Consider the following 24,805-nt stretch of genomic DNA (forward strand, 5'->3'; position numbering starts at 1 on the left):
AAAAAAGTTGTTGTGTGACACTTTGATGTTGTTGGACAGATTCATCAATCGAAAGGAGAATACCGATGAAAAAACATTTACTCATCAGTGCCCTAGCCCTTGGTTTGATCGCTGCCCCCGCGACCCTCGTTCATGCCGACTCAGAGGGTTCCACACTTAGTCAATTAGAACTGATTGATAACAACGGCCCAACTGTCCCTGTCGATCCCACCGACCCAACAAAACCACAAGATCCCAATGATCCAGATAACCCTGGAACCGGGAACTTAGGTAAACTGACGTTGGATGTGGCACCAGCTACCTTCAACTTCGGTCAAGTTGCGGTTTATGCCAGTGCCAAAACTTATCAAGCTAAGACAACTGGGACTGGTCACCAATATATTCAGGTCACCGATAACCGGGATGTGGATGAACAAGGCTGGCAAGTGACCGTCGAACAAAACCACGATTTAACCGAGACAACTGGTGCTACACCTCACGTTCTAACTGGTAGCACGATTGCCATTCCAGCCGGAACACCTCGCAACAGTCTCGCCAATGATCCTACAGTAGCAGACACGAACTTGCTGACTCACGCCGCCGAAGTTAACGAAGAAAATGGCGCCGTAACTGTTTTCGAAACAACGGCTACCACCAACTCTGGTAAGGGCACCTCCGTTAAGAACTGGAACCCTGAAGAGGTTTCCCTGACAATTCCTAAGAACACTGCCAAAAAAGGGATTTACCAAAACACCCTGAAATGGACCTTAACCGCTGGCACTCAAAGTTAGTCCCCACTTAAAAGGAGGCCCTCGCATGATCCAGTTTAGCCAAAAACTACTCACATTGATGACAGTAGCCGTGCTTGGTGCGGCAACCGTTCCAGTAGTCGCCCACGCCTCAAGTGCCGAAACACAAGGTGCTATCAGCTTTATTGATGACGATGGTGCAACTGCGCCAGTTGACCCGGTTAACCCCGGTACCCCACTACCAGACACCGATCCGAATAATCCAGCAACGGGGAACACTGGAACCTTAACTTTAGACGTTGCACCTAAGACCTTTAACTTCGGGACCGTCGCTGCAAGTAACGCCGCCAAAGACTACGTCGCCACTGGTAGTCAAAATCAGTATCTCCAGATCTCCGATAAGCGAACCGACACGGATGGTTGGCAGGTTAACGTCAAGCAAGATCGGACGTTAACGGATACTAACACAAACTACGTGTTGACTGGCGCTACGATTCATCTCCCTCAAGGAACCGCACGTAACTCACTCAATGCGCCCACTTCAAGTCCTGATCCCAACTTAGTGGTTGCCCCATCAGTTGCTATCACCAATGTGGATCAACCGGTGGTTACCGCTCAAACGGTTAAAACCGGTAAGGCCGTATCGACCTTAACCTGGAATGCCGGTGCTGTTAAACTATCCGTTCCTAAATTGACCGCCAAGAAAGGAAGTTATACCAACAATGTTGTCTGGACCTTAGTGGCTCACGCGACCCAATAGCGTACAGGAGGATCTCATGAAAAAAATCACGACCCTTTTATTACTCATTAGTGGCATCTTCATCGGTAGCTCTGGCTTAAATGCTCAGGCGGCTGATCACTCAAACGCCAATATTCAGTATAGCGTCAACAAAATCAGTCCCGGTAACGAAGTCGATGCCAACAGTTCCTTTTACGATTTGAAGGTTAAACCCGGACAGACTCGCCAGATTCAAGCAAGAATCCGCAATGCAACCGCTAAACAAATCACAGTTAAATCAAAATTTTTTACGACTTTTACCAATAACTCCGGACAGGTTGCGTACACGCAGGCGGCTAAAAAAGATGACACTAGTTTGCAGAATAAAATCAGTGATTTTACCGAGATCAAAAAAGGTGATGAACAAGTCACCATTCCTGCTAAAGGTAGTCGCGTGGTTACAGCAACCATCAAGGTACCGCAATCGGCCACCGGTGTCATGCTAGGCTCCTGGTATTTTGAAAAAAACAATCAAAACGCCGGAAAACCAGCCAACGGCATCAATATCAACCACAAGTATGGCTATGCGCTAGCCGTGAAACTCACGACCAAAGAAATTAGCCATCCCAAGCTAACTTTGGGTACCGTGACACCCGGACTAAAAAACTATCGCAAAGCCGTTCTTGCCACAATCCACAATCCCCGTCCAGCTGTTATGAGTCAACTGAGTGTTAAAACTGAAGTGACCCAAAAGGGGGCAACCACTGTGTTATTCAAAAATACCAGTCAAAATTTGATCATGGCCCCCAATTCCCACTTCCAGTATCCCACCTTTTTAGATAAGCAACCTATGAAGGCCGGAGACTATACGCTCAACATGACCGTAACCACCAAAGATGCCAAGTGGCCGGATCAAACGTGGCAGTGGTCTAAGAATTTTACCATCACTAATGAACAAGCACGACAAAATAACCGACAAGCTAAAAATGACCCCGATGTACCGATTAGTATTTGGTGGTACGTCGCCGGCGTTGTTCTAATCGCCGCTATCTCTGCCGGTATTGTCTACCTGCTGATGAATCGTAAGCGACGACAGTAATCACCATTAGGAGGTGCTGACCATGTTCAACTGGCTTAGGCCATTACTCCTTGGAGTTCTCCTATTTGGCGGACTCCTCCTCAGCCCCCCGTTAACTACCTGGGCTGCCAAAACATCGACGACCACCTTAGAGCTCATCGATGACCAGCACCCACCCGAAATCAAGGGGTATAAACGGGGCCAACCACATGAATTTGTGACCGGCCCCCTTTTTACTGGCGAAGATGCCGATGATTCCTTGAAAGCGGGCCAAACATCCCCTCCCGGATCGCAGTTTTTGCCGCAAACTAACGAATCACGGCAGCTGCTATTAATGATGGGCGGTGTCTTAATTGGGTTAACGGGACTATTGCTTTTTCTCCTAGCTCGCCACAGAAAGGAGTGACTTCCTGTGACGTTAACATCCCGTTTTTGGTTTACACTACTCGCCACCCTATCCTTAATCTTAGGGTTAGTGACCACCAGTGGCTTTGCTTGGTTCAGCGTACACGCAGCCGAAAAGGCCCCACTAATATTACGCACGTCAGATAAGCAGCTCACCGTGGATCAGCCATTCACGGTTACCTTAGACCCACAAGAATCCACTGGTGACACGTTTACGCTACAACTTCCCCACAGCTTAAACATTGACGAGACCGCAACTAAATCACAAAACAAATCAATCAAGACCCTAGAAATGACCGCTTTACGTGAATTACGCGTGACGGTTGCAACCACAGCTCAACCGCAACCCATCAACCTGGTATTGACTGCACAAAAAGCACAAACGATCACCCTTCAAGCCAAGACTACTATTCAGGCCTTAACACCGACCGACGATGCCACTGAAACAGCTGATAATCAGACTATTGAGCTGGCATCTAATGTATTAGAACTAACCATACGGGCACACCCGACGCCGGAACCAGCTATCCCCGTTGTCCCTAAATTATCGCAGCCCACCGAAAAGGCTGGTTCATCCCTAACATCGTCTCAGGATGCTGTCACTGAATCGTCAGCCACTGAAAAAAGTGAGACTGATCAGGAGACCACATCAACGAAGCAAGCCGCAACAACATCTGAAAAAGCCCCCACGGCAACGCCAAAAGCTGCCGCAGAGGTCACACCCCTCACCACTTCGGTCATTACCAGCTATGCTGCCTTAAAAACCGCTTACGCTGATAATTCGGTCACCACGATTGAATTAGGGGCAAACATCACCCAATCCGGAACAGCCGCTACCGATTTGGGTACTCGAACGAGTAACCTAACCATCGACGGTAAAGGCTACGCTTTAGACATCGGCGTCACAAACTTTCGGTTGGGGAGTACAACCACTGCCCAAACCTTTACCTTAAAGAACTTTAGCACTATCCGCTCGGCCGCCACTAGTGGCACCGGCACCGCTGGTTCTTTAGCCATCGTACAAAGTGGTTCAGATGGTGGTACGACGGAAGGTGGTGCCAAATGGACCATCAACCTAGCTGATTTGACAACTGATTCTTCCGTTCTGCGGTTAGTCAACAGTCCCGGAAACCTGGTTAATATCAGTGGAACTGTTAATTCAACAACGGTTTGGGAAAGCATGGTGACCGGTGGCGTATCCGTTGCTGCCGATGCCCACTTCACCGCTCGCAAAAAGTTTACTAATGGCGAAAATCGCTCATTCTTTTGGTTTTCGGCCACCAGTACGGCTGGCACCGGTACTCGTCAATTCACGATTGGCACCAACGCTGTGGTTGACACTGTGGGCGCTCCAAGTGATACCAGCTACCCCGTCATCTATAATCAGTATGACAGTGTCACGGTCGGCACCGGGGCAACGTTGATTGCGAAAATGTATGGCAACGCCTATCGTGCCGAACGGGCCAATACGTTTACCGCCAATACCGGAAGTAAAGTCACCCTAGAAAATCTATCAACCAGTGGCGCTAACAACGCCCTCAACTACGGCGGCTTGTTAGGTAGCAGTACCTTTACCGTTAACCCTGGCGCCGAATTGTATATCACTAACAACGCTCCTGTCCCCGTTTTCGGCGGTAATTTGCTTAATGTCAGTATTCTCCTCGATAGTCTTAAAGCCTACGATATAAAAAACACGTCAACTGGCTTAACGGCGGCTACTGGATCAATCGTCAACGTTACCATTCAGAGTTTTGAAATCCGTAATACGAACCTCTCGATGTGGTCCGTTACCTTGCCCATCTCGGTCAGCGCTAAGGCCACCTTTAAAAACGTTGAGTGGATCAAACAGACACTGTTAGTCGTCACTTCTAGTGACCTGTTGTTAGTTTCCCTATTCTCCTTTTCCTTAGCTCGCCGAATCAACAATACGTTGGCTATCCCTACTGCCAAATTCAGTTCCCCATACACGGCTAGTTTGGGACAAGAGCTGGTCACCGACGCAGATAAACAAGTCCGGGTTCGGGTAATCGTGAGCTATTCGGAATCTGGTGGCCTCCAAACACCAGTCTATGCGACAAGTGGTCAAGCGAGTGTCCTTCTAACTGATGATCTGGCGGCTCAACAAACCGCCACGACCGACGCCAACGGTTACGCGACCTTCACTTTGAATCATTATCCACTCGCCGGTAAATCCCTTTCGGCACAAGTAACCACCACGATTCAAAGTGATCCGGTAAGCATTACGGTTCAAGACAAAACCCCACCAGCTCCCGTGACCGTCACTAACGGTAAAATTGTGGCTGACCAAACGAGTCTGACTGGAACGGGTGCTGAACCCGGAAGCGTATTACGTTATACGGTCAACGGTCAATCAGCAGTGAACGCTAGTGGCACTCCACTTACAACCACCGCTAGTAGTACGGGAAGTTGGACACTGGCTACACCAACACCTAAATTAAAAGCCAACGATGTCATTCAACTCTTTGCTAAAGATGCTGCCGGTAATGAGAATCCAATGACGGCAACCACTTACCATGACAACACATTCGCCGCAGCAACTAGCTACACGGTTGCACCAGCTAATGGTCCCACAAAACCGACCATTCCAGATGCACCGGGTACTGGCGATGCAACCGATGTGGAAAATCCGGGAACCGGCAATACTGGCGAATTACGATTGGATTATGCGCCAAGTCGCTTTAATTTTGGGACCGTAAAAACCAGTATGCAACGACAAACCTATACCGCCAGTCGCGTTAACAATGTCGCCAAACAGTGGTTACAAGTCTCAGATAACCGGCTAAACGCTACTGGTTGGCAAGTCACTGTTGCCCAGCCAACTGCATTTACTAGCAGCACCGGTAAAACGTTAACTGGCGCCGAACTCAAACTACCAGTTGGTCACACTTATAATGAACACACCACAACTGGCTTAACCAGCTATGGCTTAACCGTTAATAACGCAGCTCAGCCAATTTTCAGAGCCAGTTCTGGCAATGGTCGGGATTTATCCACCAATGTCTGGGCTCCAGAAGATGTTTCCTTAACACTCCCCGGTCAAACGGCAGTTCGTGGCGAAACTTATACCACAACCATCAATTGGACATTAACTGCCAGTGTAAGCTGATGCTACACAAAAAATGCGTGTCTCGCCACCAATTGGCAAGACACGCATTTTTAACTGTTTTGATTTCACTTATCGACTTTCGCACGAACCAGTGAGGTTAATAGGCTAACTGTCCCTAGAGACACTAGCAAAATACGCCAAGTGCCCTGCCATAATGGTTCATTTGGTTCTAACCACAACATTCTTGTGGCTGGTAATACTAACGCCCAGCCTAACCAAAACGTCGCCATTCGATAGAAATGTCGTTCAAATTTTGCTGGCATCATCATCCCCCCTTTAGGAGGAATTGTATTATACCCGCGATCCCTACGTTAAGCGACCGATTTGCCCTACATTCTATCAATCACCAACACCTTAATGTTGTTCATAAGTCTTGATTAACCCCTGAGTGCCATCATTACCTAAATCATAGTCATCCACCATGGCTTCATACAGTAGCTTTGCTTGTTTCGTTGCTGGCAAGTCTAAGCCCATCTGATCGGCTTCCTGTAAGGCAATCCGTAAATCCTTTAAGAAGTGCTTAGCAAAAAAGCCTGGCGTGTAATCGCCCTTTAAGATTCGTGGCACGTAGTTATCCATACTCCAGTTATCAGCACCACCACTGCTAAGCGTCGCTAACACATCTGACAAATTAAGGCCGGCTGCTTTCGCATAAACCAACATTTCGGTTAACCCAGTCATTGTCCCGGCAATCATAATTTGATTGGCCATCTTCGTATGTTGCCCTTTCCCAGCGTCACCAAAATAATGCACACGTTGCCCCAACTGCTGAAAGACTGGTAAGACACGCTCGTAGGCATTCTGGTCACCACCGACCATGACCGTCAGTGTCGCCTGCTTGGCCCCAACATCGCCACCTGACACGGGCGCATCTAAGGCCAGCAATTGATGATCGTGCGCCAATTGTGCCAATTTAACAGCCAACGCCGGTGTACTTGTTGTCATATCCACGACGATACTTCCTGGTCGAGCCCCCGCAAAGATACCGTCCTCTCGGGTATAGACGTCTTCAACATCTTGCGGATAGCCAACCATGGTCATGATGATATCCGCTTTAGCAGCGACCGCTTGTGGTGTTTCCGCCCAAGTAGCACCCGCATCCAAAACGGCTTGAGCATGCGCTTTGGTTCGGTTATACACAACAACCTTTTGTCCGGCATTCAACAAGTTCCCGACAATCCCTGTTCCCATAACACCCGTTCCAATAAATCCGATTTGCATAAGCACTGCCTCCCGTTTATGATTGCTTCCATCATAACATGAACGGGCCATCACCTCGTCGCAAAGGCTATCAAAAATGGACCACGAATAACTCGTAGTCCATCAATTTAATTCTCTTTAGTTGTTGTTCGACGGCGGATAACATGAATAATCAGGGTCACAATAATTGCCCCCACTACCAGCAACCCAAACAAGGTGGCTGGAATCTCAATATCAATCGCTGGAATTGAAATAAAGAGCTTCACAGCAATCAAGGCTATTAAGATGTAGGCCATTGGTTCCAACTCCGGAATTTTCTGCATGAGGCGCATAATAACTTCGGCGACTCCCCGCATGGCTAGAATACCAATCAATCCCCCGATTAGCACAATGACTGGATTAGACGAAATAGCTAACGATGCTAAGACTGAATCCACCGAGAAAATAATATCCATCATTTCAATTTGAAGCACGACGGCCCAAAACAAGGGCAACCATCGGTGCTTCTTCTCTGAAGCTAACTTACGGGTATGCTTGACTCGGGTCCGGGTAAAGAATTGAAAGACCAAGTACAATAGGTATAATGCACCAATGACTTTAATTTCCCAGAAATGAATCAAATACGTTCCCAATCCAATGATAACAAACCGGAAAAAGTAAGCCCCCCAAATACCATAGAACAACGACTTTTCCTGCTGTTCACGAGTAGGTAACGACTGTGTCTGTGCGGCTAAAACCACGGCATTATCAACTGACAAAAGGCACTCAATTAAGACCAATGAAAAAATAATCAGCCAATCGTCGCCTGAGGTAATCACAGTTTCCCAATTATGGAGATCAAAGAACGGTCCGTACAATTGACCCAAAAAGTGTAACAATGCTTGCTTCAGCTCCTTCAGATATTAACTTTTGCTGGATTTAGTGTACCATATTCCCCATTAACTTGCGATTGATTCTACTAATTTTCCGTAAGTCAGGCGCGGGGCGGTCGGTGTTATTTCATACCATTTTTCCCAAGTTATTAAAAAAGTTACCAAAACGCTACGCTTCTGTTACCTGTTCGCAACTAAGCCGCGTTACCATGAGGACATTAAAAAGAGGGAAAGGGATTTTATGAAGAAGCTATGGTTTATTTTAGGCGGGCTCTGTGTTGCTGGTGGTCTATTATCCACCCAACCGGCCGAAGCCAAAAGTTATTTGACAATTACCAGTACACAAAACACCAGCTACAATGCGCGATTTAACAACCAAGGAACGCGTAATGATGGGATCTATTACTATGCGCCCTATTATACCCAACGTTCAGCCAAGACCCGCGACGCTAGTGGAAAGGATTGGCAACATCGTTTCGTTAAAGTCACTAAGGTGGCCAAGCTCTCCAATGGCGCAAGCTACGCGCAATTTTCTTGGTATGGCAAAGCAATTGGGTGGGTCGATCAAGCGGCACTGCAAAAATATAGTCGTTCCCAAAACGCCGCTGCCTTGCTGAAAAAGTCACATTTTCAAGGTAATGCCATGCTATTTAACAACTACGCCACCGGGGCAAGCCACGTTAGTGTGGGCAGTGCCGATGCAACGGCCAAGCTTGCTAATACTAACACGACACTCTTCCCATTGGCTTCTTTACAAAAAGTCATGACAGGGGCCGTCATTGAACAATTGGCTGCCAGCAAAAAATTGTCACTAAATGACAAGCTGAGTCGTTACTATCCGAGTGTCACCAATAGTAAAAACATTACACTACGCCAGTTATTGAATCATCGTTCTGGCATTGATATGGATGAAACCGCGCCGTCTGCCGTACTCAACACACAATCGGCTGAGCTCAACTACACCTTGGCCCAGTTGAAAGTTTCTGGCGATACCTCTTTCACGTATACCAATGCCAATTACACATTATTGGCCGCCGTGGCCTCGAAGGTCACCGGACAAAACTATGACACGCTGATTCAAAATCGGATCATTAAACCCTTAAAGTTAACCCATACGTACGCTTGGAATAAGCTTCCCAGTACCAGTACCGTTGCCAACGGCTATCGTTACAACAATGGTCAGGATAATGTCGCCCAAAACGTTTCCCAAAAATTGATGTCATCTCTATTAGGAGCCGGTAATTACTACGCCACGCCGAGTGACTATTACACCATCCAAAAAGGCTTACGCAATGGTAAGATTCTAACTAAGTCACAGTACTACGACTTGGCGAATGACTACAAACTCAGTTATGCCGGCGGGCTGTATCATTACAGTGGTGGTATCAAGCGGGTTCGCGGCGCCTTATCTGGTGCCGGTTATAACAACATTCTTTATGGTTCAGAAGGCAACAAAACCGGTGTCATCTTATTCGCTAACCAAAGTCCTACCCGCTCCATTGATTCTTTAGCCAAAACCCTCTATGATTTGGCACGCTACTACAACGAAAACTAACATTGGTTGTCTTCAAGTCGAGTGAGCGTTACTCTCAATTTCTCAGAATTACCTAGCGACAAATAACCCCCAGCTCGCTGATTAGTCTAGCGAGCTGGGGGTTTGTGTTTATGTGTCATACTGATTTAGGTTATAGGTTGCAATCACATTTTCCAGCTTTTTGGCATACTTGGGATCTGTCGCATAACCATTACTTTGTAAGAGTTTAGCTGCCGTTTTATAATCCGTAACGGTCTGCTTAAAATAACTCTTCTTCAACAACGCATCATGATCCAAGATGGCCGCCGTTAGATTTGGATAGTTACGGAAATTAGCCTGAACTGTAATTTTTTTACCATTTACGTATTCTGTTGTTGGGAAGGACTTCGAGCTTCCTTGATAGGCGCCCTTCACCCCAAACGGATTATTGGCTTGTAAGAATAGTCCCGACGTTCCCCAGCTAGATTCTAGGATTGCCTGAGCAATCACGATGCTGGGTAATACCTGGCCATTCTGCTGATAAACGCGGACTGCAGGGGCTGCCATTTTCTTAATAAACTTTTGTTGGGCCGCCGTTTCACCATCAGTAGTTTGGCTACTGGTCTGATTAATTCGTGTTGATTGAATCTCTGTTTTTATTTTTCCCCGAATCAATAAGCCACCGCCTAGCACCAACAGGACAATAACAAAAATCCACGTGGCCGTGACGGGGCTGTTGGTTTTTTTACGTGACTTTCTTCGATGTTTAGGCACCCAAGTCCCTCCGTTTTCCGTTATAATAGACTTATTATACCGAGTTTCTGACCGTATAGGTTCAATTGATGAAACTCTCAAAAAAACTTAACTTTTATGAAAGGAGGACCCGACATGCTGATTAGTGCGAGTCTATTCTTACTCTGCCTCTCAATTCTGCTGACCTTTTGGCAACCACGCGGACTAACTAGTGCCGTAGTCACGTGTCTCAGTGGTGGATTGCTAATCCTACTAGCCAGTTTCTCTCATCATGCAGCGTGGCAATGGGTGGCCCACATCGGCTGGGTCCTCATTGGTGTCGTTGCTTTCAGTGGGCTAGCCCTGTTGCTGTTGATTTTACTGGCTCCACAGAAAGTTCTTCGCAAACGCGAACGCCTCACGCCCATTTTACTAGGTGGCATCTGGTTATGGCTACTCCTAGACCTTGGCTGGATAATTGCCCTTCTTCGGGAATCAAACTTCGCCGACAGCTTTTGGCCCTGGCTAAGCTTCATCCCCATTTTCAGCATTTACCTGGGTATTCTTTTTGGCGCAAGTATTATTGGCTATTTACGAGCAAATGTTTGGCGTGCACGGCGGGCTGACACAATCGTCATTCTCGGTGCCGGCCTTCGCCACGGCAGTCAGATTGGCCGTACGTTAGCCAACCGACTAGATGCGGCACTAAAATTAGCGCATCGCCAGTCAACGCCCACTACGCTAATTGTCACCGGCGGTCAGGGGCCCGATGAACACCTTACCGAAGCTGAAGCAATAACCACCTACTTAGTTAACCACGGTTGGCCACAGGAGCGTATTATTCAGGAAAGTCGCGCAACCAGTACGTTAACTAACTTACTTTACAGTCAACGTTTATGGAGTCAACTCCCCCACCAAGGTGGCCGGGTCGTCATTGTCACCAATAATTACCATCTCTTCCGTGCGGAGCACCTAGCAAGTCAGTTGGGCTTACGCTTGGGTGGCTATCCGGCCCCAACGCGCCGGGGCTACCTGCCGGCTGCATGGGCACGCGAGTTTTTGGCAATTATCATGCTTCATCCACGCCTACATCGCGGGATACTAGTCGGCTTAATCACGGCCAACATTCTCTGGTACTTGCTTTAATTTAGGACTGTCGTCTGTAAGTCATTGGCAACTGGATAAAATTTAGGGGCCGTCCACGATAACATTTCCGGCGTTAAAGTCAACTGAACCAGATCTAAACGATTATAAGGTTGAAAATAATACGTCAGCGATTCACAAACGGTCGCTGCTCGGTACACAGAATACGTCGGTCGATACTGATGACTCTGTGGCACCGCCACACTATCTAACAAATGCCACGCGCTGATAATTCCGGTCGTTTCATCAACCGGAATGTCGGCGCGTTCTTTGTAGTAGGCTGCGCGAACAAACCGCCCGCCCGGGGTAAAGGAACCGGATGGTACTGGCTTACCAGAGAACTTTCCTGTAGTCACGCGTGGCGTATTAAGGGGGACCTTTCCCTGTTTAAACGCCTCGGTAAAGTTAACGTACTGTCCCAAACGCTCTAACTGTAAATCAAAATCTTTACTATTAGTAACAACCCCCAAGGGATTCTCCCGTACCCGTAGTGGAAAATGCGTGGGTTCAATCACAACTGTACGACCCGTTCGATCGACCACCGCAAAGTGTAACTCAGCGTGACCAATGTCGTTAACGGCGTACCGGTTGGTCATCAATTGAATCTCATCCAAATGCGCTTCAATATCTGCCACTGACGCGTAATGACCCAGTAAATAGAAAGAAAATTCATAGGGCGCCAACTGAACTCGCCCCGGTGTCGGCTCGTCCACCAACTGTGATCCATTGGCAAAGGTCAACTTCTGGACGCTTAGTCCCATCTCATTAACCCCATCGGATACGTCAATCTCATGATGGTGGGCCCCACCGCCACCAATCATGGCATAACGGTTTGTGTGCACCCGATTATCATACACACTCTCCCATTGGTAGCCACGCGGTACAAACAGTGGTTGCACCGCCAAGACGTGCCAATCCATCGTGCGCGCCAAAATATGACTCCCATCTTTGGCTATTTGTAAAATACTTGTACACACAGTTACCATCCTCCTAGGTTAACGTAAAAGTCAAAAGAGCGGGCACCGCATCGCGATGACCGCCCCGATCTTTATCCGGTTAATCTATTCTAAGCGAAATTAATCCCACCATCAACAATGATGGCTTGTCCGGTGATGTAATCAGACTTCTTGTCAGCCAAGAATGACACTAAATTGGCAACGTCAGCAGGTTCTTCACCTCGTCCTAACGCAATACTGTCAATATTCTTCTGCAAGGTTTCCCCTTCTGGCACATTGTAAATTTTCGCCATCTTTTGATCAATTTCGTCCCACATTGGAGTCAAGACAATCCCTGGACAATAAGCATTCACAGTGATGTGATCTTTGGCTAGTTCTTTAGCTGCCGCCTGCGTTAATCCTCGAACCGCAAACTTGGTTGCTGAATAAGCCCCCAACATTTCAAAGCCTTCGTGGCCGGCAATCGACGATGCACTGATAATCTTACCGCCCGTTCCTTGGGCTTTGAATTGCGCTGCCGCTGCTTGAATCCCAAAGAAAGCCCCCTTAACATTAACGTCCAGAATCTGACTAAGATCTTCTTCCGTGGTTTCAGTGACCGGTGCAATCTTGGCAATCCCAGCATTGTTGACCATCACATCCAAGTGGCCCATATCCGCCACAACGGCCTTAACTAAATCAAAGACCGTTTGCTTTTTAGAAACGTCGACAAAATACCCTTGGGCACCATTACCAACTTCCTCAGCCACTTGTTTCGCGTGTTCTTCATTCAAATCAGCGACAGCAACCTGTAACCCATCTGCTGCCAATTGCTTAACGATACCTGCGCCAATTCCTTGGCCACCACCTGTAACGATTGCAACTCTGGTCATCTTAACCACTCCTTTGATTAGATCGGAAACATCAAGAACAGCTCCATTAAACCATATAAATGTAAGCGTTTCAACATTTAGTGATTAGCGGCTTGGGCATCCGTTAAAAAAGCCTGAAAGCGACGGTCAATTTCTTTTTGTCGTGGTAACACCGGTAATGTCGTCGGAACAGCCGCGGTTATCTGTAAGTAACCAAACATAATTTGACTTGGATCTAGACCCGTTTGGTCGGCCAACTGATTCGCAAAGTCATAACGTTGTTCAGTTAACATTGCTGCGTAGGGACTATGATAACGCTGATGATGCTTTGCCATTTTGGTTCTCTCCCTTTTTGTGGAATACAAATAAGTTCTACTGTAGCAGTTTCAGCGTTTATGGCAACTAAAGAGTTTCTTAAACTTTCTTAAATCGGGCACAAAACGGCCCCAAGTCGCCTCAATATGGTAGAATTGAGAGTGGATTGTACCCTGCTTGCACGGCGGGAGATTTGATACATAGAGAGGACTCAGATTACTTATGCGAGAACGGATTAGTAAGCTTCACCATAATCGAATTTTTGCACTCGTATTCTGGTTGATCGTGATTTTTGCGGCGATTGTAACCTTACCAAACGTCAACACTATCATTCAATACGATGGTCAACCACAATTGGCGAATACGAGTCAACCCGTTAAAGCATCCCAAATTCGCAACACTTGGGGTCGCAATTTAAACGGAACGTACACGGTCAACGCGGTCTATAACAACCCTGACGGTGCCTTAACCAACAAACAGTTGGCGGCCATTAATAAGTCAGTGGCCCAATTGCAGAAACGCTCCAGCTATTATGGGATTCAAAAGATCACCACGATGACTAACACGCCCACCAGCAAACCGCAATTATTTTCTAAGGACAAATCAACCGAGATTGTCCAGTTAGCTGTTAGCCATAACCAAGGTACAGTGCGGCAAATTACGTCTCAATTGAAAGATCAGATTGCGACAATTGGACTAAACACTTACGTTACCAGTCCAGAAATTGTGAGTGATGCAGCTAACGAGCACATTTCGTCATTTACTTTAATCGTCATTCTAATGACGCTACTCGTTGCTTTAGTTGCCATGGGCATTTTATTTGCCTCAATCATCGCGCCAATTATTACCTTCTTAGCCATCTTAATTAGTTATATCTCTACATTGAGTTTGGCAACTAACTTAGCCTATCACTGGAATTTTGCGTACTCTGAGTACACCCCCATTTTCCTATTGTTAGGGATTAGCCTCTTTACCTTGCTGACCAGTTTCTGGTTCTATCGTGACTTACGTAATCACATCGATGATGGAATGGAAAGTCAGGCGGCAACGAGTCAGGTTATCCAAAATCTAGGCTATCGGGTGCTCATTAGTACGTTGAGCCTGACTCTCGCCTTTGGTAGTCTCATGCTCTTTGATTTCTCCACGATTCGGGCTTACGGGCTATTGGGAATTGGCTTTGCCATCACTGGGATTGCCAGTGTCACTTTAGTTCCCGTCTTTGCCGGTATGCTGGGTAATAGCCTCTTCTGGCCCAAGAAAACACGGCCACAGTTGCGTGATCACAAGATGTGGCATACACTGGCCCGCTTCGGGATGTGGCAACCATGGGTCGCTATCTTGGTAGTTGCTTACTTGATTGGCCCATTTGCCTATAGTTATCGTAGCCAACTCAGCTATGATAATGCGACCGATATTTCAAATAACCAAGCCGTGCAGAGTGCTCGGGTTCTCAGTGCTCATTTTGGTCAAGGTAAAGCGACACCTGTGACACTTTATCTTCAGACTAGTCAACGTTTAGATAATCAAAACCAACTGTTCCAGTTGGATAATTTAACCAAGAAACTGCGGGCACAACCGGGAGTTGCTTCGGTAACTTCTGTCACCCAGCCTGGTGGTCAACCCATCACGCAATACTATGTCTCCAGCCAACTCAGTTCGATTGATAATGAACTGACCGGTGTGTCTGGTCAGTTACAGACTGTCCGTAATGACTTGAAGTCTGATAGTGTTAATCTTCGTCAAAAAGCGCTTAAGGCCGAAATTAAACGACTCCAGAAATTGACGAGCAAGACTAGTAGTCTGGTAAGCGATAGCAGCACATTACAAAGCTCGATTCAAAGTGCTTCTAGTAAATCATCAGCTTCTGGTTCCAGTTCATCCAAGGCAGCCAAGAGTTACATTAAACAGTTAAATCAAGTGAACACCGAATTGTCCACCGCACTCAGTACGTTAACCAGCCTATCTAATGGTATTGATACAGCGAATACGAGTGCTACCGCGGCACATTCCAACTTGAGTAACTACGCGACTGGCTTGAAGGCAGTCAACGATAGCCTCAACAACTCACGTAAGCAAGTCATCAACATGCAAAAAACCACGAATAAGATCTACTTGTATTTAGATGGCTTACAAAGTTCTGAAGCAGCGAAGTCACTCTACCTCTCACCGACCCAAATTGCTAGCGGCGATTTCCAACAATCCCTGACTAACTTCACGGATGAGAAGGTTAAGTCCACTTACCTGACCATTACGCTCAAGCAAGCCCCTAATGCACAAACAACGGCTAAGACCTTGACGCAACTACGCCAAGTGGCCAAGGCTCAACTGCGGGGAACCGTCCTAAAGAATGCAACGCTAACCTTTGCCGGTCAACCCGTTGTCACTGCCACTATTCAAAACCAGTATCAACATGACTTACCACGCGTCTTATTGCTAGTCTTTGGCATCACGCTGCTACTGGTCATCCTCTTCAGCCGTTCGCTTCTCCAGGCTGGCTACTGGTTCTTGACCTTCCTAGCTTCGGTTGCCGCTAGTTACCAATTAACTCACCTCATCATGAAATGGTTAACTGGAAACGGCGACTTCAACTGGCAGGTGCCCCTGTTGGCCTTTGTTCCGGTTACCGTTCTCGGTGTCGTTGAACTCACGCAATTAGCCCTGAGTTTCCGTCTGAATGAAGCACCGTTAATGGACTGGTTATTGCCTGGCTTGAAGGATGTTGGTCAAACGATGCGCCACTCTCTCTTCATTATCATTGCTGGCGTATTGGGCCTGTTAGCTGCTGAATCCCAAACGTTAACCGCCGTCACGTTGATTACCATCTTCACGGCAATCATCTTTAATTTGACGTTACCAATCATGGCCGCGGCTTTCGGCAAGCTGTCCGTTGTTATTCCGGCGCAAAAGCCTTATCGCTTCCGCCGTCAACGTCGTGCTGATCGTTCATTGAAATCAACTGATGACACGACACATGATGAAAAATAATAGGTAAAAAGATCCCGATTCGACAATATCTCGAATCGGGATCTTTTTTGTGTCCATTAAGCTTGAGTTGCGTGTTTTAAGAGCCGCCACCCAGTGATTATCGTGGCTACTAAACAGATACTTAGCGAGACTAAAAAGGCCACGTGCATCCCGGTAATAAAAATGGCCGGATGAGCTGGTAAATAAGCTGTCACTTGGCGCTTAGCAGCCCGGCTCATCGCAGCAAACAAAACGGTGGTTGCCACCGAAATACCGATCACCATTCCGAGCTCGCGCGCTAATGCATTCACCCCACCAGCCACACCTAAATCCTTAACAGGAACCGAACTCATGACAATCGAATTGTTGGGGGCCATGAAGATACCATTGCCCAACCCCACGAGTCCAATAAAGAACATGAAAAGCCACAAAGGAGTCGCTAATGTCGTCAACATATAGCCCACCTGACTGATCGCAATCAAGATTAATCCCATAAAGGTAAGCAACTCCGGACCAATCTTATCGGAAATACTCCCAGCGATTGGTGCGACCACAACTTGGACAATGGGAAATGTCATTAATGCATAGCCCGCATAGTTAGCTGCCATCCCCCGCGCATTTTCTAAGTAAAATGGTGCGATAACATTAAAAAAGAAGTTAACCACAAAAATCAGAAAGGCACAAAGGACACTGACACTAAACCGGGTATTCTTGAACAAATGTAAGGCCAATATGGGGTCGCTCACCCGCAACTCTAAGCGAATAAAGCTAACCATTGTGACAATACCAACCACAAATAATCCCCAAATAATCGGTCGGTTGAATCCAATCTCTTGACCCATGAAAACCGCGGCAAAGAGGCTCACCATCATCACTGCAAACAGACTGGCACCAGCAATATCAACGGAAGCATGTGTCAGCGTAATATCCCGCGGTAAGATCCGTTGACCAACCATGAATGCCACAATACCGACGGGCACATTAATCCAGAAGATATATCCCCAGCTTAGATGGGCTAAAATTAATCCACCGATTCCGGGACCAGCAATGCTCCCCAAGGCCACGAAAGATCCGATCGTACCCAATGCTCGCCCTCGTTCATTGAATGGAAAGACCTCCGTAATGATACCGTTACTAGTCGCCATCGTCATCGCCGCACCAACAGCCTGAACTGAGCGGGCGACCAGAAGTAACGGCAAGCCTACACTAAAACCACATAACAATGATCCCAATATAAACAAGACTGAGCCTATTTTGAAGATTCGAATTTTGCCCCGGGTATCCCCTAATTTACCGAACAAAAGTAACAGGGAACAGATAACAATTAAATAAATGGAAACGATCCATTCGGCTTGATTCATAGGTATTCTCAAATCCGTACTCATAACGGGTAACGCAATATTAACAATACTGGCATCTAACGTTGACATGAACGTAAAGAGACAGACTGCCACCAGAATCCACCACCGTCGTTTTTGAATCCGCGGATCGTCTGCAAAGGTTTTAGGTGCCATGTTCATTCCTCCTCAGTTAGCTGTGCCAGTTGCTCAGCAATCCAATCATCCTGAACTTGAGCTCGCATCAACTGCAACGTATTAAGCCGGTCAGCATCAATCACGTCTTCCGCCACCATTCGGGGACTATCCGTTAAGTAGCGCTGTGTTTCTTCTAAATTTGCCAATTGAAATTGGCTAAACTGTTGAAAATCTTTCAATACGCGTTGCTGCTCATCACCCGTTAATAAATGTAAAAAACGGCATTTGATTTGAAAAGTGAGCTGTGTCTGCTTATTAATGGTCACGGGCTCTAAGACCAAATCGTGGAACTGTTGTCGCCCGGCCGCTGTGATTTCTGCTTGTTTCTGGGATCGAGTTGCATTAGCTGTTGCATTTTGCTTAATTAGCTGCTGCTGTTTTAACTTATCTAGTAGCGGATACAAAACACCGTAGCTAACCGTCTGCTCTTCCCCAACGATAAATTTTAAGGCCTTGCGTAGCTGATAGCCTGTCATTGGCTGATCCATTAGCTGGCCTAGTACAAAAAGTTCATACATCCTGACCCCTCCTTACGACATTAACCAGTCTAATGTATCTAACAGATATATGCAAGCAAAATTTATCACAGTTGCACGAAACGTCCTAACAAAAAAAACGCTGAAACCCGAAGATTTCACCGTTCATTTTGCCTAAAGATGCTTTGTATTTAAATGGCTCGTTATTCAAAGCTCTGACCAATAGAAAAGCGAGACAAGCCGTTTGCTTATCTCGCTTACTCATAGCATTCAGTTAGGTGCTGCCTGCGTTAATCGCTGCGCCTCATCATTGGGAAAGAGGCGATATTGCGTGGGTCCCGACTCTGGCAAGATAGCCATCAACGTCTGATCTGCGTCAAACGCTCCCAGGTTAATGGCCATTTGCCCGTCAACCGTTGCAAACCCTTGTAAGCCTGATGAAATAAATCGATGAATGTACTTCATCCGATCTTGGCGACTCCGTGCTTGGTGGCTGGCTGCTTCCAGCGTATACCCTTCATCTAGGAAATACTTAATCATCGACACCTGCACAAACGTTTTGAACGTGTATACGCGAGCTTGCTGGCCATCTTCGCGCGCTTGAGACGCAATCAGCCCCTTCTTCTCCCAGTAACGTAACTGTCGTGCGGATACATCCGTCATTGCTGACAGTTCCCCGATACGAAAAACTAGGCGTTGAATATCAAAGAATTTTCGCATTTCATTTGTAAATTCAGCCATGGTCGTCTCCCCCTCCAATCGTTTCTTTGTTAACTAAGTTACCAACTATGTTAGATAATAGCAATTATTCTACCCCAAATGCAAGTCATTGGGCAAAAGTAACGTTTTGTTTAAGACATTTAACGCCATTGAAACTGGCTTGTTACACTTTTGTCATATTACATTGGTACGCTAGTACTTGTAAAATTCATGAGGGGTGTTTATTAGGATGAAGAAAGTTAGTAAAGTAATCGCATCGATGATTTTAGTTTTTGTTGGGTTTATCGCATTTAACGCTAGCAACACAACCACTGCTTCAGCTGCCAGCACAACATCATTTAGCTCTGTATACAAGGTTGCTAAATCTCATTTAGGTGCTAGCTATGTGTATGGTGCAACTGGTCCTTACGCTTTTGATTGTTCTGGTTTTACCGGCTACATCTACAAGAAAGGTGCTAGCGTTAGCCTTCCTCGTACTGCCCAAGCACAATACAATGCTTTAGATCATGTTAGCTACAAGAACATCAAGAAGGGTGACTTAGTCTTCTTTGGTGGTAGCAAGGCGTCCATCTCTCACGTTGGTATGTACATTGGTAACGGTAAAATGATTGATGCCCAAAACCGCGGTGTTGTTCGCGAAGCCGTTCACGCACCTTGGTGGCATGCTGTTGGTTATGCACGGGTTGCTGACGCTAACTAATTATGACATCGTTCAGTTAACACCTCATGAATTCATCTGAACGTTAAAATTAATCCGTTGCGGATAAGCATAGTGGCTTATCGTAACGGATTTTCTTTTGTCTCCAAATATTCTAAAAAAGGTGATCCCGGAATTATAACAATTCTGAGGTCACCTTTTTTAGAATTGACTCTTTGATCATACTTACCCGCGATATTCAACGGTTCTATGCTGAATACCAGCTTCTTCAAAGGGTTCACCCACCGGGACAAAACCCAGTTCTTGATAAAACGGGAGCGCCGTCAACTGCGCATCCAACTCGATATGGGCCACTTCAGAACGCTGACCATCCGCAATGATACTTTTAATCAGCTCACCGGCATAGCCATGCTGACGAGCACTCGCGACGGTTGCCACCCGTTGAATTTTGACCCGGTTGCCTGCCAGCATATCAATCCGGGCGGTCGTTACTGGCTGGCCATCTACGTAGCCAACGTAATGCATCTTATCTTCATCCGTCCCATCAAGCTCTAGGCGCGGATCAATCCCTTGCTCGCCAATAAAGACTTCCTTACGAATTGCCAAAGCGTCCTCATAGCAAGCATCTTTCTTACCCCAAGTCCATTTAATATCCATCAACATTTCCTCGTCTCTAATCTTTTTGATTGTAGCGAACAACCTGAATATCATCCGGTGTCAGCAACAATTGGGTCAAGCTACCATTGGCTGGTCGTTCACTCAGATCATATTTCCCTTGGCCATAGCGTTCCATTAAGCTAAGTAAGGTATTGCCATGACTAACCATTAAGACATTATCCCCATCTTGCAACGCCGGATTTTGACGAATCAGATCAAACCCTTGGTCCACCCGTTGCCAATACTCAGCATTATTTTCAGCTTGGTGAAAGGGATCGGCTTCCTTTAAGAAATCCTTCGCCTTACCAATCGAATACCGGGCCTCAATGGCCTTAAACGTTGGCACCCCATGTGGCGCGCCAGCAACGTACCAAGCCTGAGCCATATCCGTTCCCTCATAGTACCCATAAAATTCTTCTCGAAAGAACGGGGCCGTAACCAACTGTGGTGCCGGTTGGGTCTGGGCCGCCAGAATTGTTTTAGCCGTTTGTTCGGCACGGGTGGTATCACTACAATAAGCCGCAGCAAACGGAATCGCTTTTAGTCGTTCCCCCGCCGCTTGGGCATCTGCAATTCCGGCTTCTGTCAGTGGTGAGTTACTCCATCCTTGTAATTTATTATAAATGTTAAAATACGTTTGACCATGACGCACCACATATAAGTTCAGTTGCTTTGCCATTGCTTGTCACACCTTTCTCATCTAAATTACCTCTAGTGTACCAAAGTTTCAGTGGATAGCGGTTACAATTCGCTATCGGGCCTTAAAGTTTTCCTAAACTTGTCAGTCTCTAACGCTGACGCGCCCTGAGTTTGTTAGGATAGATAGCATGTTATTATGATGGACTAGTCGGTTTCTAGTAAAACACTATGGTAAAATGAGACTACTTAACCGTATATGAAGGAGCGAAAACACGTGGAACGTTTCAAAAAATTATGGGCGCGGACCGGGACCCGAATGGGCTTTGTCATGCTTATGGTCTTTTTATTCTGGGCCAAAACGCTGGTCGCCTATTTCGTCGACTTCAATCTAAATCTCAGTGACCCGTTTCAATTCTTGATTATTCTCATCAATCCGATTGCGACGACGTTATTGTTATTTGGATTGGCGTTATATTTCAAACGGGCCCGGTTCTTTTACCCGTTCCTGTTTCTCATTGATATTCTTAATACCCTACTCCTCTACATAAATGTCATTTATTTCCGGGAGTTTACTGACTTTATGACCGTCAGCACGGTGCTCGGCTATTCCAAGGTTGATCAGGGCCTCTCTGGTAGTTCACTCGCCTTAACGTCGCCACACGATATCTTATACTGGTTGGACTTAGTGATCGTGTTAATTCTGATGGCGACTCGTCGTATCTACATTGATCCTCGTCCAGTTAATAAACGGGTTGGCTTTGCGGTCACCTCATCAGCCTTACTACTGTTCACCGTTAACTTGACTATGGGCGAGATGGATCGGCCCCAGTTGCTGACTCGGACCTTTGACCGGACCTATGTCGTCAAATACTTAGGCCTAGACGCCTTTACCGTTTACGATGGGATTAAGTCCCAGCACACCAGTGAATTGCGCTCTCACGCCAAAAAATCAGAGTTAAGCGGTATTCTCAAATATGTCCACAAGAACTATGCCGCCCCGAACAAACAACTTTTCGGCGTTGCTAAAAAGAAAAATGTCATTGTCATTCACCTGGAAAGTTTCCAACAGTTCCTGATTAACAAAAAGGTCAACGGTCAAGAAGTCACACCTTTCCTAAATAAACTTTATAAGAGTAAGGCCACCTACAGCTTCGATAACTTCTTCCATGAAGTTGGTCAGGGGAAGACCTCGGATGCTGAAACCATGCTTGAAACGGGCACCTATGGTCTCTCACAAGGTTCATTATTTACCCAACTGGGAAATGACAATACCTTCCAAGCGGCCCCCGCAATCTTCGATCAATCTGGTTACACGACCGCTGTCTTCCACGGAAATGTCGCGAGTTTCTGGAATCGGAGTAACACTTACAAAAACCTGGGTTATCAGTACTTCTTCGATGCCAGTTACTTCGATACATCAGGCGACAAAGCTCTGGGTTACGGGCTAAAAGACAAGCTACTATTTAGTGATTCCGTCAAATACCTGCAACATCTCCAGCAGCCATTCTACGTGAAGTATTTAACGGTCACCAACCATTTCCCGTTTACTTTAGATAAGGAAGATTCCAGCTTTAAAACACCGAATACTGGTGATAAGACGGTTGATAATTACTTTAAGACCGCTCATTACTTGGATCAATCCATCAAGGAATTCTACCACTATCTTGATAAATCCGGCCTCGCCAAGAATTCTTTAGTCATGATTTATGGGGACCATTATGGGATCTCTAACTCATCAAATAAGAGTTTAGCGAAGTTGCTGGGTGTCAATCCCGATGATTGGAATGATTATGATAACGCCCAACTTCAACGCGTGCCACTGATGTTCAATATGCCTGGCTATACGAAGGGTAAAGTTGAGCATACCTATGGTGGCGAGATCGACGTGTTACCAACACTGCTCCATCTGATGGGCATTAATTCCAAGAAGTACATTCAATTTGGAACTGATCTTTTCTCCAGCGAACATAATCCCGTAGTTGCCTTTCGAAATCGTGATTGGGTCAGCCCGGACTATACGTCCATTGATGACACCATTTACAGTAATCGCACCAAACAAGAGATTCACCCGACTGGAAAACTGGCAAAGAAGATCGCGGCTATTCAGAAACACGTTAACCAAGGTCTCAACGATTCCGATTCACTGAACCAAAAGAATCTGCTACGATTCTACCATCCTAGTGGCTTCAAAACCGTAGATGCCTCAGATTATAACTACTCTGACGGCCTACAAAAAGCCGAAAAATTGGAGAAGAAGTTGGGACTAAAGTCAACTAGTCTGTTCTCCCGTAATGGTGATAAATCAACACAGTCTCTTTACCAAACTGATGCGCCAGAATTGAATCATAAAGAAACGGATTCCAACCGGATCAAGATTACCAATCAAGACGATACCAGTGGCAAATAGACATGATCATTAATAAAGAAGCTGTTCGCTCGATCTCATGATCTGGCGAACAGCTTCTTTGAGTTTTTAACACTTTGTTTTATGATTGAGGTGTCAGCGACGTACTGTGCATGGGTCCCCGCCGATCTGGGAAGAACTGTGTCATAATTGACTGAACGGCCACTGGTGCTTCGCCATAGCCCGTCGCAATTAAGGGTTGCTTACCAGGATAGGTGACGCCATCCCCAATTGCATAAATACCGGGAACGCTGGTCTCCATGGTTTGTGACACATTAATCAGGTTGCGGGTTTCCGCTAAGTCAATATCCCAGCCAGCTAAGGCGTGATGATCTGACGTATAGCCATAGCTCACGACAAGTTTATCGACAATTTGTTCGGCGGTGGCTGTCTGTGAACCAACCTCCTTCAAGGTCACCTTGAGTTGCCCCGTCGCCGTTGGTGCGACCTCACGAATCAAGTATGGTGTTTTAACTGCTACCGTCGAGGCGTGCAATAAATCTACCATATGTGCCAATCCTCGAAATTGGGCACGACGATGGAGTAACGTCACCGACTTGGCGACCGGTTCCAGCATCAAGGCCTGATCAATTGCCGCATCACCACCACCGGCAACCATCACCGTCTGATCTTGAAAATCGGCCAATCGGGGAACGCTGTAGACCAATTGTTTTCCCGTTGCGGCTTCGGCACCGGGAACAGTTAAGGGACGTGGTGCAAATGCGCCATTACCGATGGCCACAATAATCGCTGTAGTCTGCGTGGTCCCGGCATCTGTGGTCACGGTAAATCCGGCCTCATTAGCGGTCACATTAGTTACTTCCTGCCCCGTCTTAATTGTCAGGGGGAACTGGGTCAGTTGTTCACGCTGAGCCTTGATCAAGTCGCGTCCATTGATAGCCGGTAGCCCCGCCACATCTAAAATCGTTTTCTCTGGATAGAGGGCATTAACCTGCCCGCCCAGTTCACTTAGACTTTCTAACAGTTGGGTCTTGGCGTTATGCATGCCCGCGTAAAAGGCCGCAAACATGCCCGCTGGGCCGCCACCAATAATGGTTATATCGTATGTTTCTGTCATTCTCATTTACTCCATTCTATTCTGTCCTTAAGGAGG

The 24,805-nt window shown here is 46.6% G+C and carries 23 protein-coding genes; 10 read left to right on the forward strand and 13 right to left on the reverse strand.

The annotated features are described in order from the left end of the window. The first annotated feature begins 65 nt into the window (after positions 1 to 65). Genes FC61_RS04570 through FC61_RS04590 form a run of 5 tightly spaced genes read left to right on the forward strand, consistent with a single transcriptional unit; the run spans position 66 to position 6,056 of the window. The gene (locus FC61_RS04570; RefSeq protein WP_021741556.1) at positions 66 to 770 is read left to right on the forward strand and encodes a WxL domain-containing protein; all 705 of its coding nucleotides are present in this window, start codon (positions 66 to 68) and stop codon (positions 768 to 770) included. Positions 771 to 795: 25 nt separating this feature from the next. After that, positions 796 to 1,488 (forward strand): WxL domain-containing protein, encoded by a 693-nt coding sequence (locus tag FC61_RS04575; protein WP_021741555.1) that lies wholly within the window; start codon positions 796 to 798, stop codon positions 1,486 to 1,488. 16 nt (positions 1,489 to 1,504) lie between these two features. Further along, positions 1,505 to 2,545 carry a WxLIP family cell surface protein gene (locus FC61_RS04580; RefSeq protein WP_021741554.1) on the forward strand — a complete coding sequence of 347 codons (1,041 nt, stop codon included), beginning with the start codon at positions 1,505 to 1,507 and terminating at the stop codon, positions 2,543 to 2,545. 22 nt (positions 2,546 to 2,567) lie between these two features. Continuing rightward, entirely contained in the window at positions 2,568 to 2,930 is a 363-nt protein-coding gene (locus FC61_RS12605; protein ID WP_021741553.1) for an LPXTG cell wall anchor domain-containing protein, read from the forward strand. 6 nt (positions 2,931 to 2,936) lie between these two features. Continuing rightward, complete coding sequence (locus FC61_RS04590) at positions 2,937 to 6,056, forward strand: WxL domain-containing protein (RefSeq protein ID WP_035464425.1); 3,120 nt, start codon at positions 2,937 to 2,939, stop codon at positions 6,054 to 6,056. Positions 6,057 to 6,121: 65 nt separating this feature from the next. Here the strand turns inward: FC61_RS04590 and FC61_RS04595 are convergent, their stop codons facing one another. From FC61_RS04595 to FC61_RS04605, 3 genes are all read right to left on the reverse strand, one after another. Next, positions 6,122 to 6,319 carry a hypothetical protein gene (locus tag FC61_RS04595; RefSeq protein WP_011668411.1) on the reverse strand — a complete coding sequence of 66 codons (198 nt, stop codon included), beginning with the start codon at positions 6,317 to 6,319 and terminating at the stop codon, positions 6,122 to 6,124. Positions 6,320 to 6,410: 91 nt separating this feature from the next. Further along, entirely contained in the window at positions 6,411 to 7,328 is a 918-nt protein-coding gene (locus tag FC61_RS04600; RefSeq protein WP_021741550.1) for an NAD(P)-dependent oxidoreductase, read from the reverse strand. Between the two features lie 56 nt (positions 7,329 to 7,384). After that, the gene (locus FC61_RS04605) at positions 7,385 to 8,134 is read right to left on the reverse strand and encodes a TerC family protein (protein ID WP_011668413.1); all 750 of its coding nucleotides are present in this window, start codon (positions 8,132 to 8,134) and stop codon (positions 7,385 to 7,387) included. A 235-nt stretch (positions 8,135 to 8,369) separates the two neighbouring features. On the opposite strand from FC61_RS04605, the gene FC61_RS04610 reads away from it, so the two are divergent. Continuing rightward, positions 8,370 to 9,683 carry a serine hydrolase domain-containing protein gene (locus FC61_RS04610; RefSeq protein ID WP_021741547.1) on the forward strand — a complete coding sequence of 438 codons (1,314 nt, stop codon included), beginning with the start codon at positions 8,370 to 8,372 and terminating at the stop codon, positions 9,681 to 9,683. A 108-nt stretch (positions 9,684 to 9,791) separates the two neighbouring features. Here the strand turns inward: FC61_RS04610 and FC61_RS04615 are convergent, their stop codons facing one another. Beyond that, a complete protein-coding gene (locus FC61_RS04615; protein ID WP_011668415.1) occupies positions 9,792 to 10,415 on the reverse strand; it encodes a glycoside hydrolase family 73 protein in 624 nt (207 codons plus the stop codon). Between the two features lie 114 nt (positions 10,416 to 10,529). Here FC61_RS04615 and FC61_RS04620 point away from each other — a divergent pair, with 114 nt between their 5' ends. Beyond that, positions 10,530 to 11,519, forward strand: a complete 990-nt coding sequence (locus FC61_RS04620; RefSeq protein WP_035464421.1) for a YdcF family protein — start codon at positions 10,530 to 10,532, stop codon at positions 11,517 to 11,519. Here FC61_RS04620 and FC61_RS04625 read toward each other — a convergent pair. From FC61_RS04625 to FC61_RS04635, 3 genes are all read right to left on the reverse strand, one after another. Beyond that, positions 11,516 to 12,493 carry a linear amide C-N hydrolase gene (locus FC61_RS04625; protein WP_024526487.1) on the reverse strand — a complete coding sequence of 326 codons (978 nt, stop codon included), beginning with the start codon at positions 12,491 to 12,493 and terminating at the stop codon, positions 11,516 to 11,518. The genes FC61_RS04620 and FC61_RS04625 overlap by 4 nt on opposite strands. A gap of 89 nt (positions 12,494 to 12,582) precedes the next feature. Continuing rightward, entirely contained in the window at positions 12,583 to 13,344 is a 762-nt protein-coding gene (locus FC61_RS04630) for an acetoin reductase (RefSeq protein WP_011668418.1), read from the reverse strand. Between the two features lie 77 nt (positions 13,345 to 13,421). Next, on the reverse strand, positions 13,422 to 13,658 hold the full coding sequence (locus FC61_RS04635) for a hypothetical protein (protein ID WP_021741544.1): 237 nt from the start codon (positions 13,656 to 13,658) through the stop codon (positions 13,422 to 13,424). A 202-nt stretch (positions 13,659 to 13,860) separates the two neighbouring features. On the opposite strand from FC61_RS04635, the gene FC61_RS04640 reads away from it, so the two are divergent. Beyond that, positions 13,861 to 16,623 (forward strand): MMPL family transporter, encoded by a 2,763-nt coding sequence (locus FC61_RS04640; RefSeq protein ID WP_021741543.1) that lies wholly within the window; start codon positions 13,861 to 13,863, stop codon positions 16,621 to 16,623. Between the two features lie 56 nt (positions 16,624 to 16,679). Here FC61_RS04640 and FC61_RS04645 read toward each other — a convergent pair whose 3' ends face one another. From FC61_RS04645 to FC61_RS04655, 3 genes are all read right to left on the reverse strand, one after another. Continuing rightward, on the reverse strand, positions 16,680 to 18,116 hold the full coding sequence (locus tag FC61_RS04645; protein ID WP_035464419.1) for an MFS transporter: 1,437 nt from the start codon (positions 18,114 to 18,116) through the stop codon (positions 16,680 to 16,682). A gap of 2 nt (positions 18,117 to 18,118) precedes the next feature. Beyond that, positions 18,119 to 18,655 carry a PadR family transcriptional regulator gene (locus tag FC61_RS04650; protein ID WP_011668423.1) on the reverse strand — a complete coding sequence of 179 codons (537 nt, stop codon included), beginning with the start codon at positions 18,653 to 18,655 and terminating at the stop codon, positions 18,119 to 18,121. A 228-nt stretch (positions 18,656 to 18,883) separates the two neighbouring features. Continuing rightward, a complete protein-coding gene (locus FC61_RS04655) occupies positions 18,884 to 19,354 on the reverse strand; it encodes a MerR family transcriptional regulator (RefSeq protein ID WP_021741541.1) in 471 nt (156 codons plus the stop codon). Between the two features lie 208 nt (positions 19,355 to 19,562). Here FC61_RS04655 and FC61_RS04660 point away from each other — a divergent pair, with 208 nt between their 5' ends. Next, the gene (locus FC61_RS04660; protein ID WP_021741540.1) at positions 19,563 to 20,033 is read left to right on the forward strand and encodes a C40 family peptidase; all 471 of its coding nucleotides are present in this window, start codon (positions 19,563 to 19,565) and stop codon (positions 20,031 to 20,033) included. 183 nt (positions 20,034 to 20,216) lie between these two features. On the opposite strand, the gene FC61_RS04665 is transcribed toward FC61_RS04660, so the two are convergent. Both FC61_RS04665 and FC61_RS04670 read right to left on the reverse strand, forming a co-directional pair. Next, a complete protein-coding gene (locus FC61_RS04665; protein WP_024526483.1) occupies positions 20,217 to 20,648 on the reverse strand; it encodes a GNAT family N-acetyltransferase in 432 nt (143 codons plus the stop codon). A 16-nt stretch (positions 20,649 to 20,664) separates the two neighbouring features. Then, positions 20,665 to 21,327, reverse strand: a complete 663-nt coding sequence (locus tag FC61_RS04670) for a histidine phosphatase family protein (protein ID WP_011668427.1) — start codon at positions 21,325 to 21,327, stop codon at positions 20,665 to 20,667. A 216-nt stretch (positions 21,328 to 21,543) separates the two neighbouring features. Between FC61_RS04670 and FC61_RS04675 the strand changes: the two genes are divergently transcribed. Beyond that, the gene (locus FC61_RS04675; RefSeq protein ID WP_021741538.1) at positions 21,544 to 23,694 is read left to right on the forward strand and encodes an LTA synthase family protein; all 2,151 of its coding nucleotides are present in this window, start codon (positions 21,544 to 21,546) and stop codon (positions 23,692 to 23,694) included. Between the two features lie 79 nt (positions 23,695 to 23,773). On the opposite strand, the gene FC61_RS04680 is transcribed toward FC61_RS04675, so the two are convergent. Further along, complete coding sequence (locus FC61_RS04680; protein WP_035464415.1) at positions 23,774 to 24,769, reverse strand: NAD(P)/FAD-dependent oxidoreductase; 996 nt, start codon at positions 24,767 to 24,769, stop codon at positions 23,774 to 23,776. Positions 24,770 to 24,805 lie beyond the last annotated feature (36 nt).

The organism is Levilactobacillus brevis ATCC 14869 = DSM 20054 (genome assembly GCF_001433855.1).
GTDB lineage: Bacteria > Bacillota > Bacilli > Lactobacillales > Lactobacillaceae > Levilactobacillus > Levilactobacillus brevis.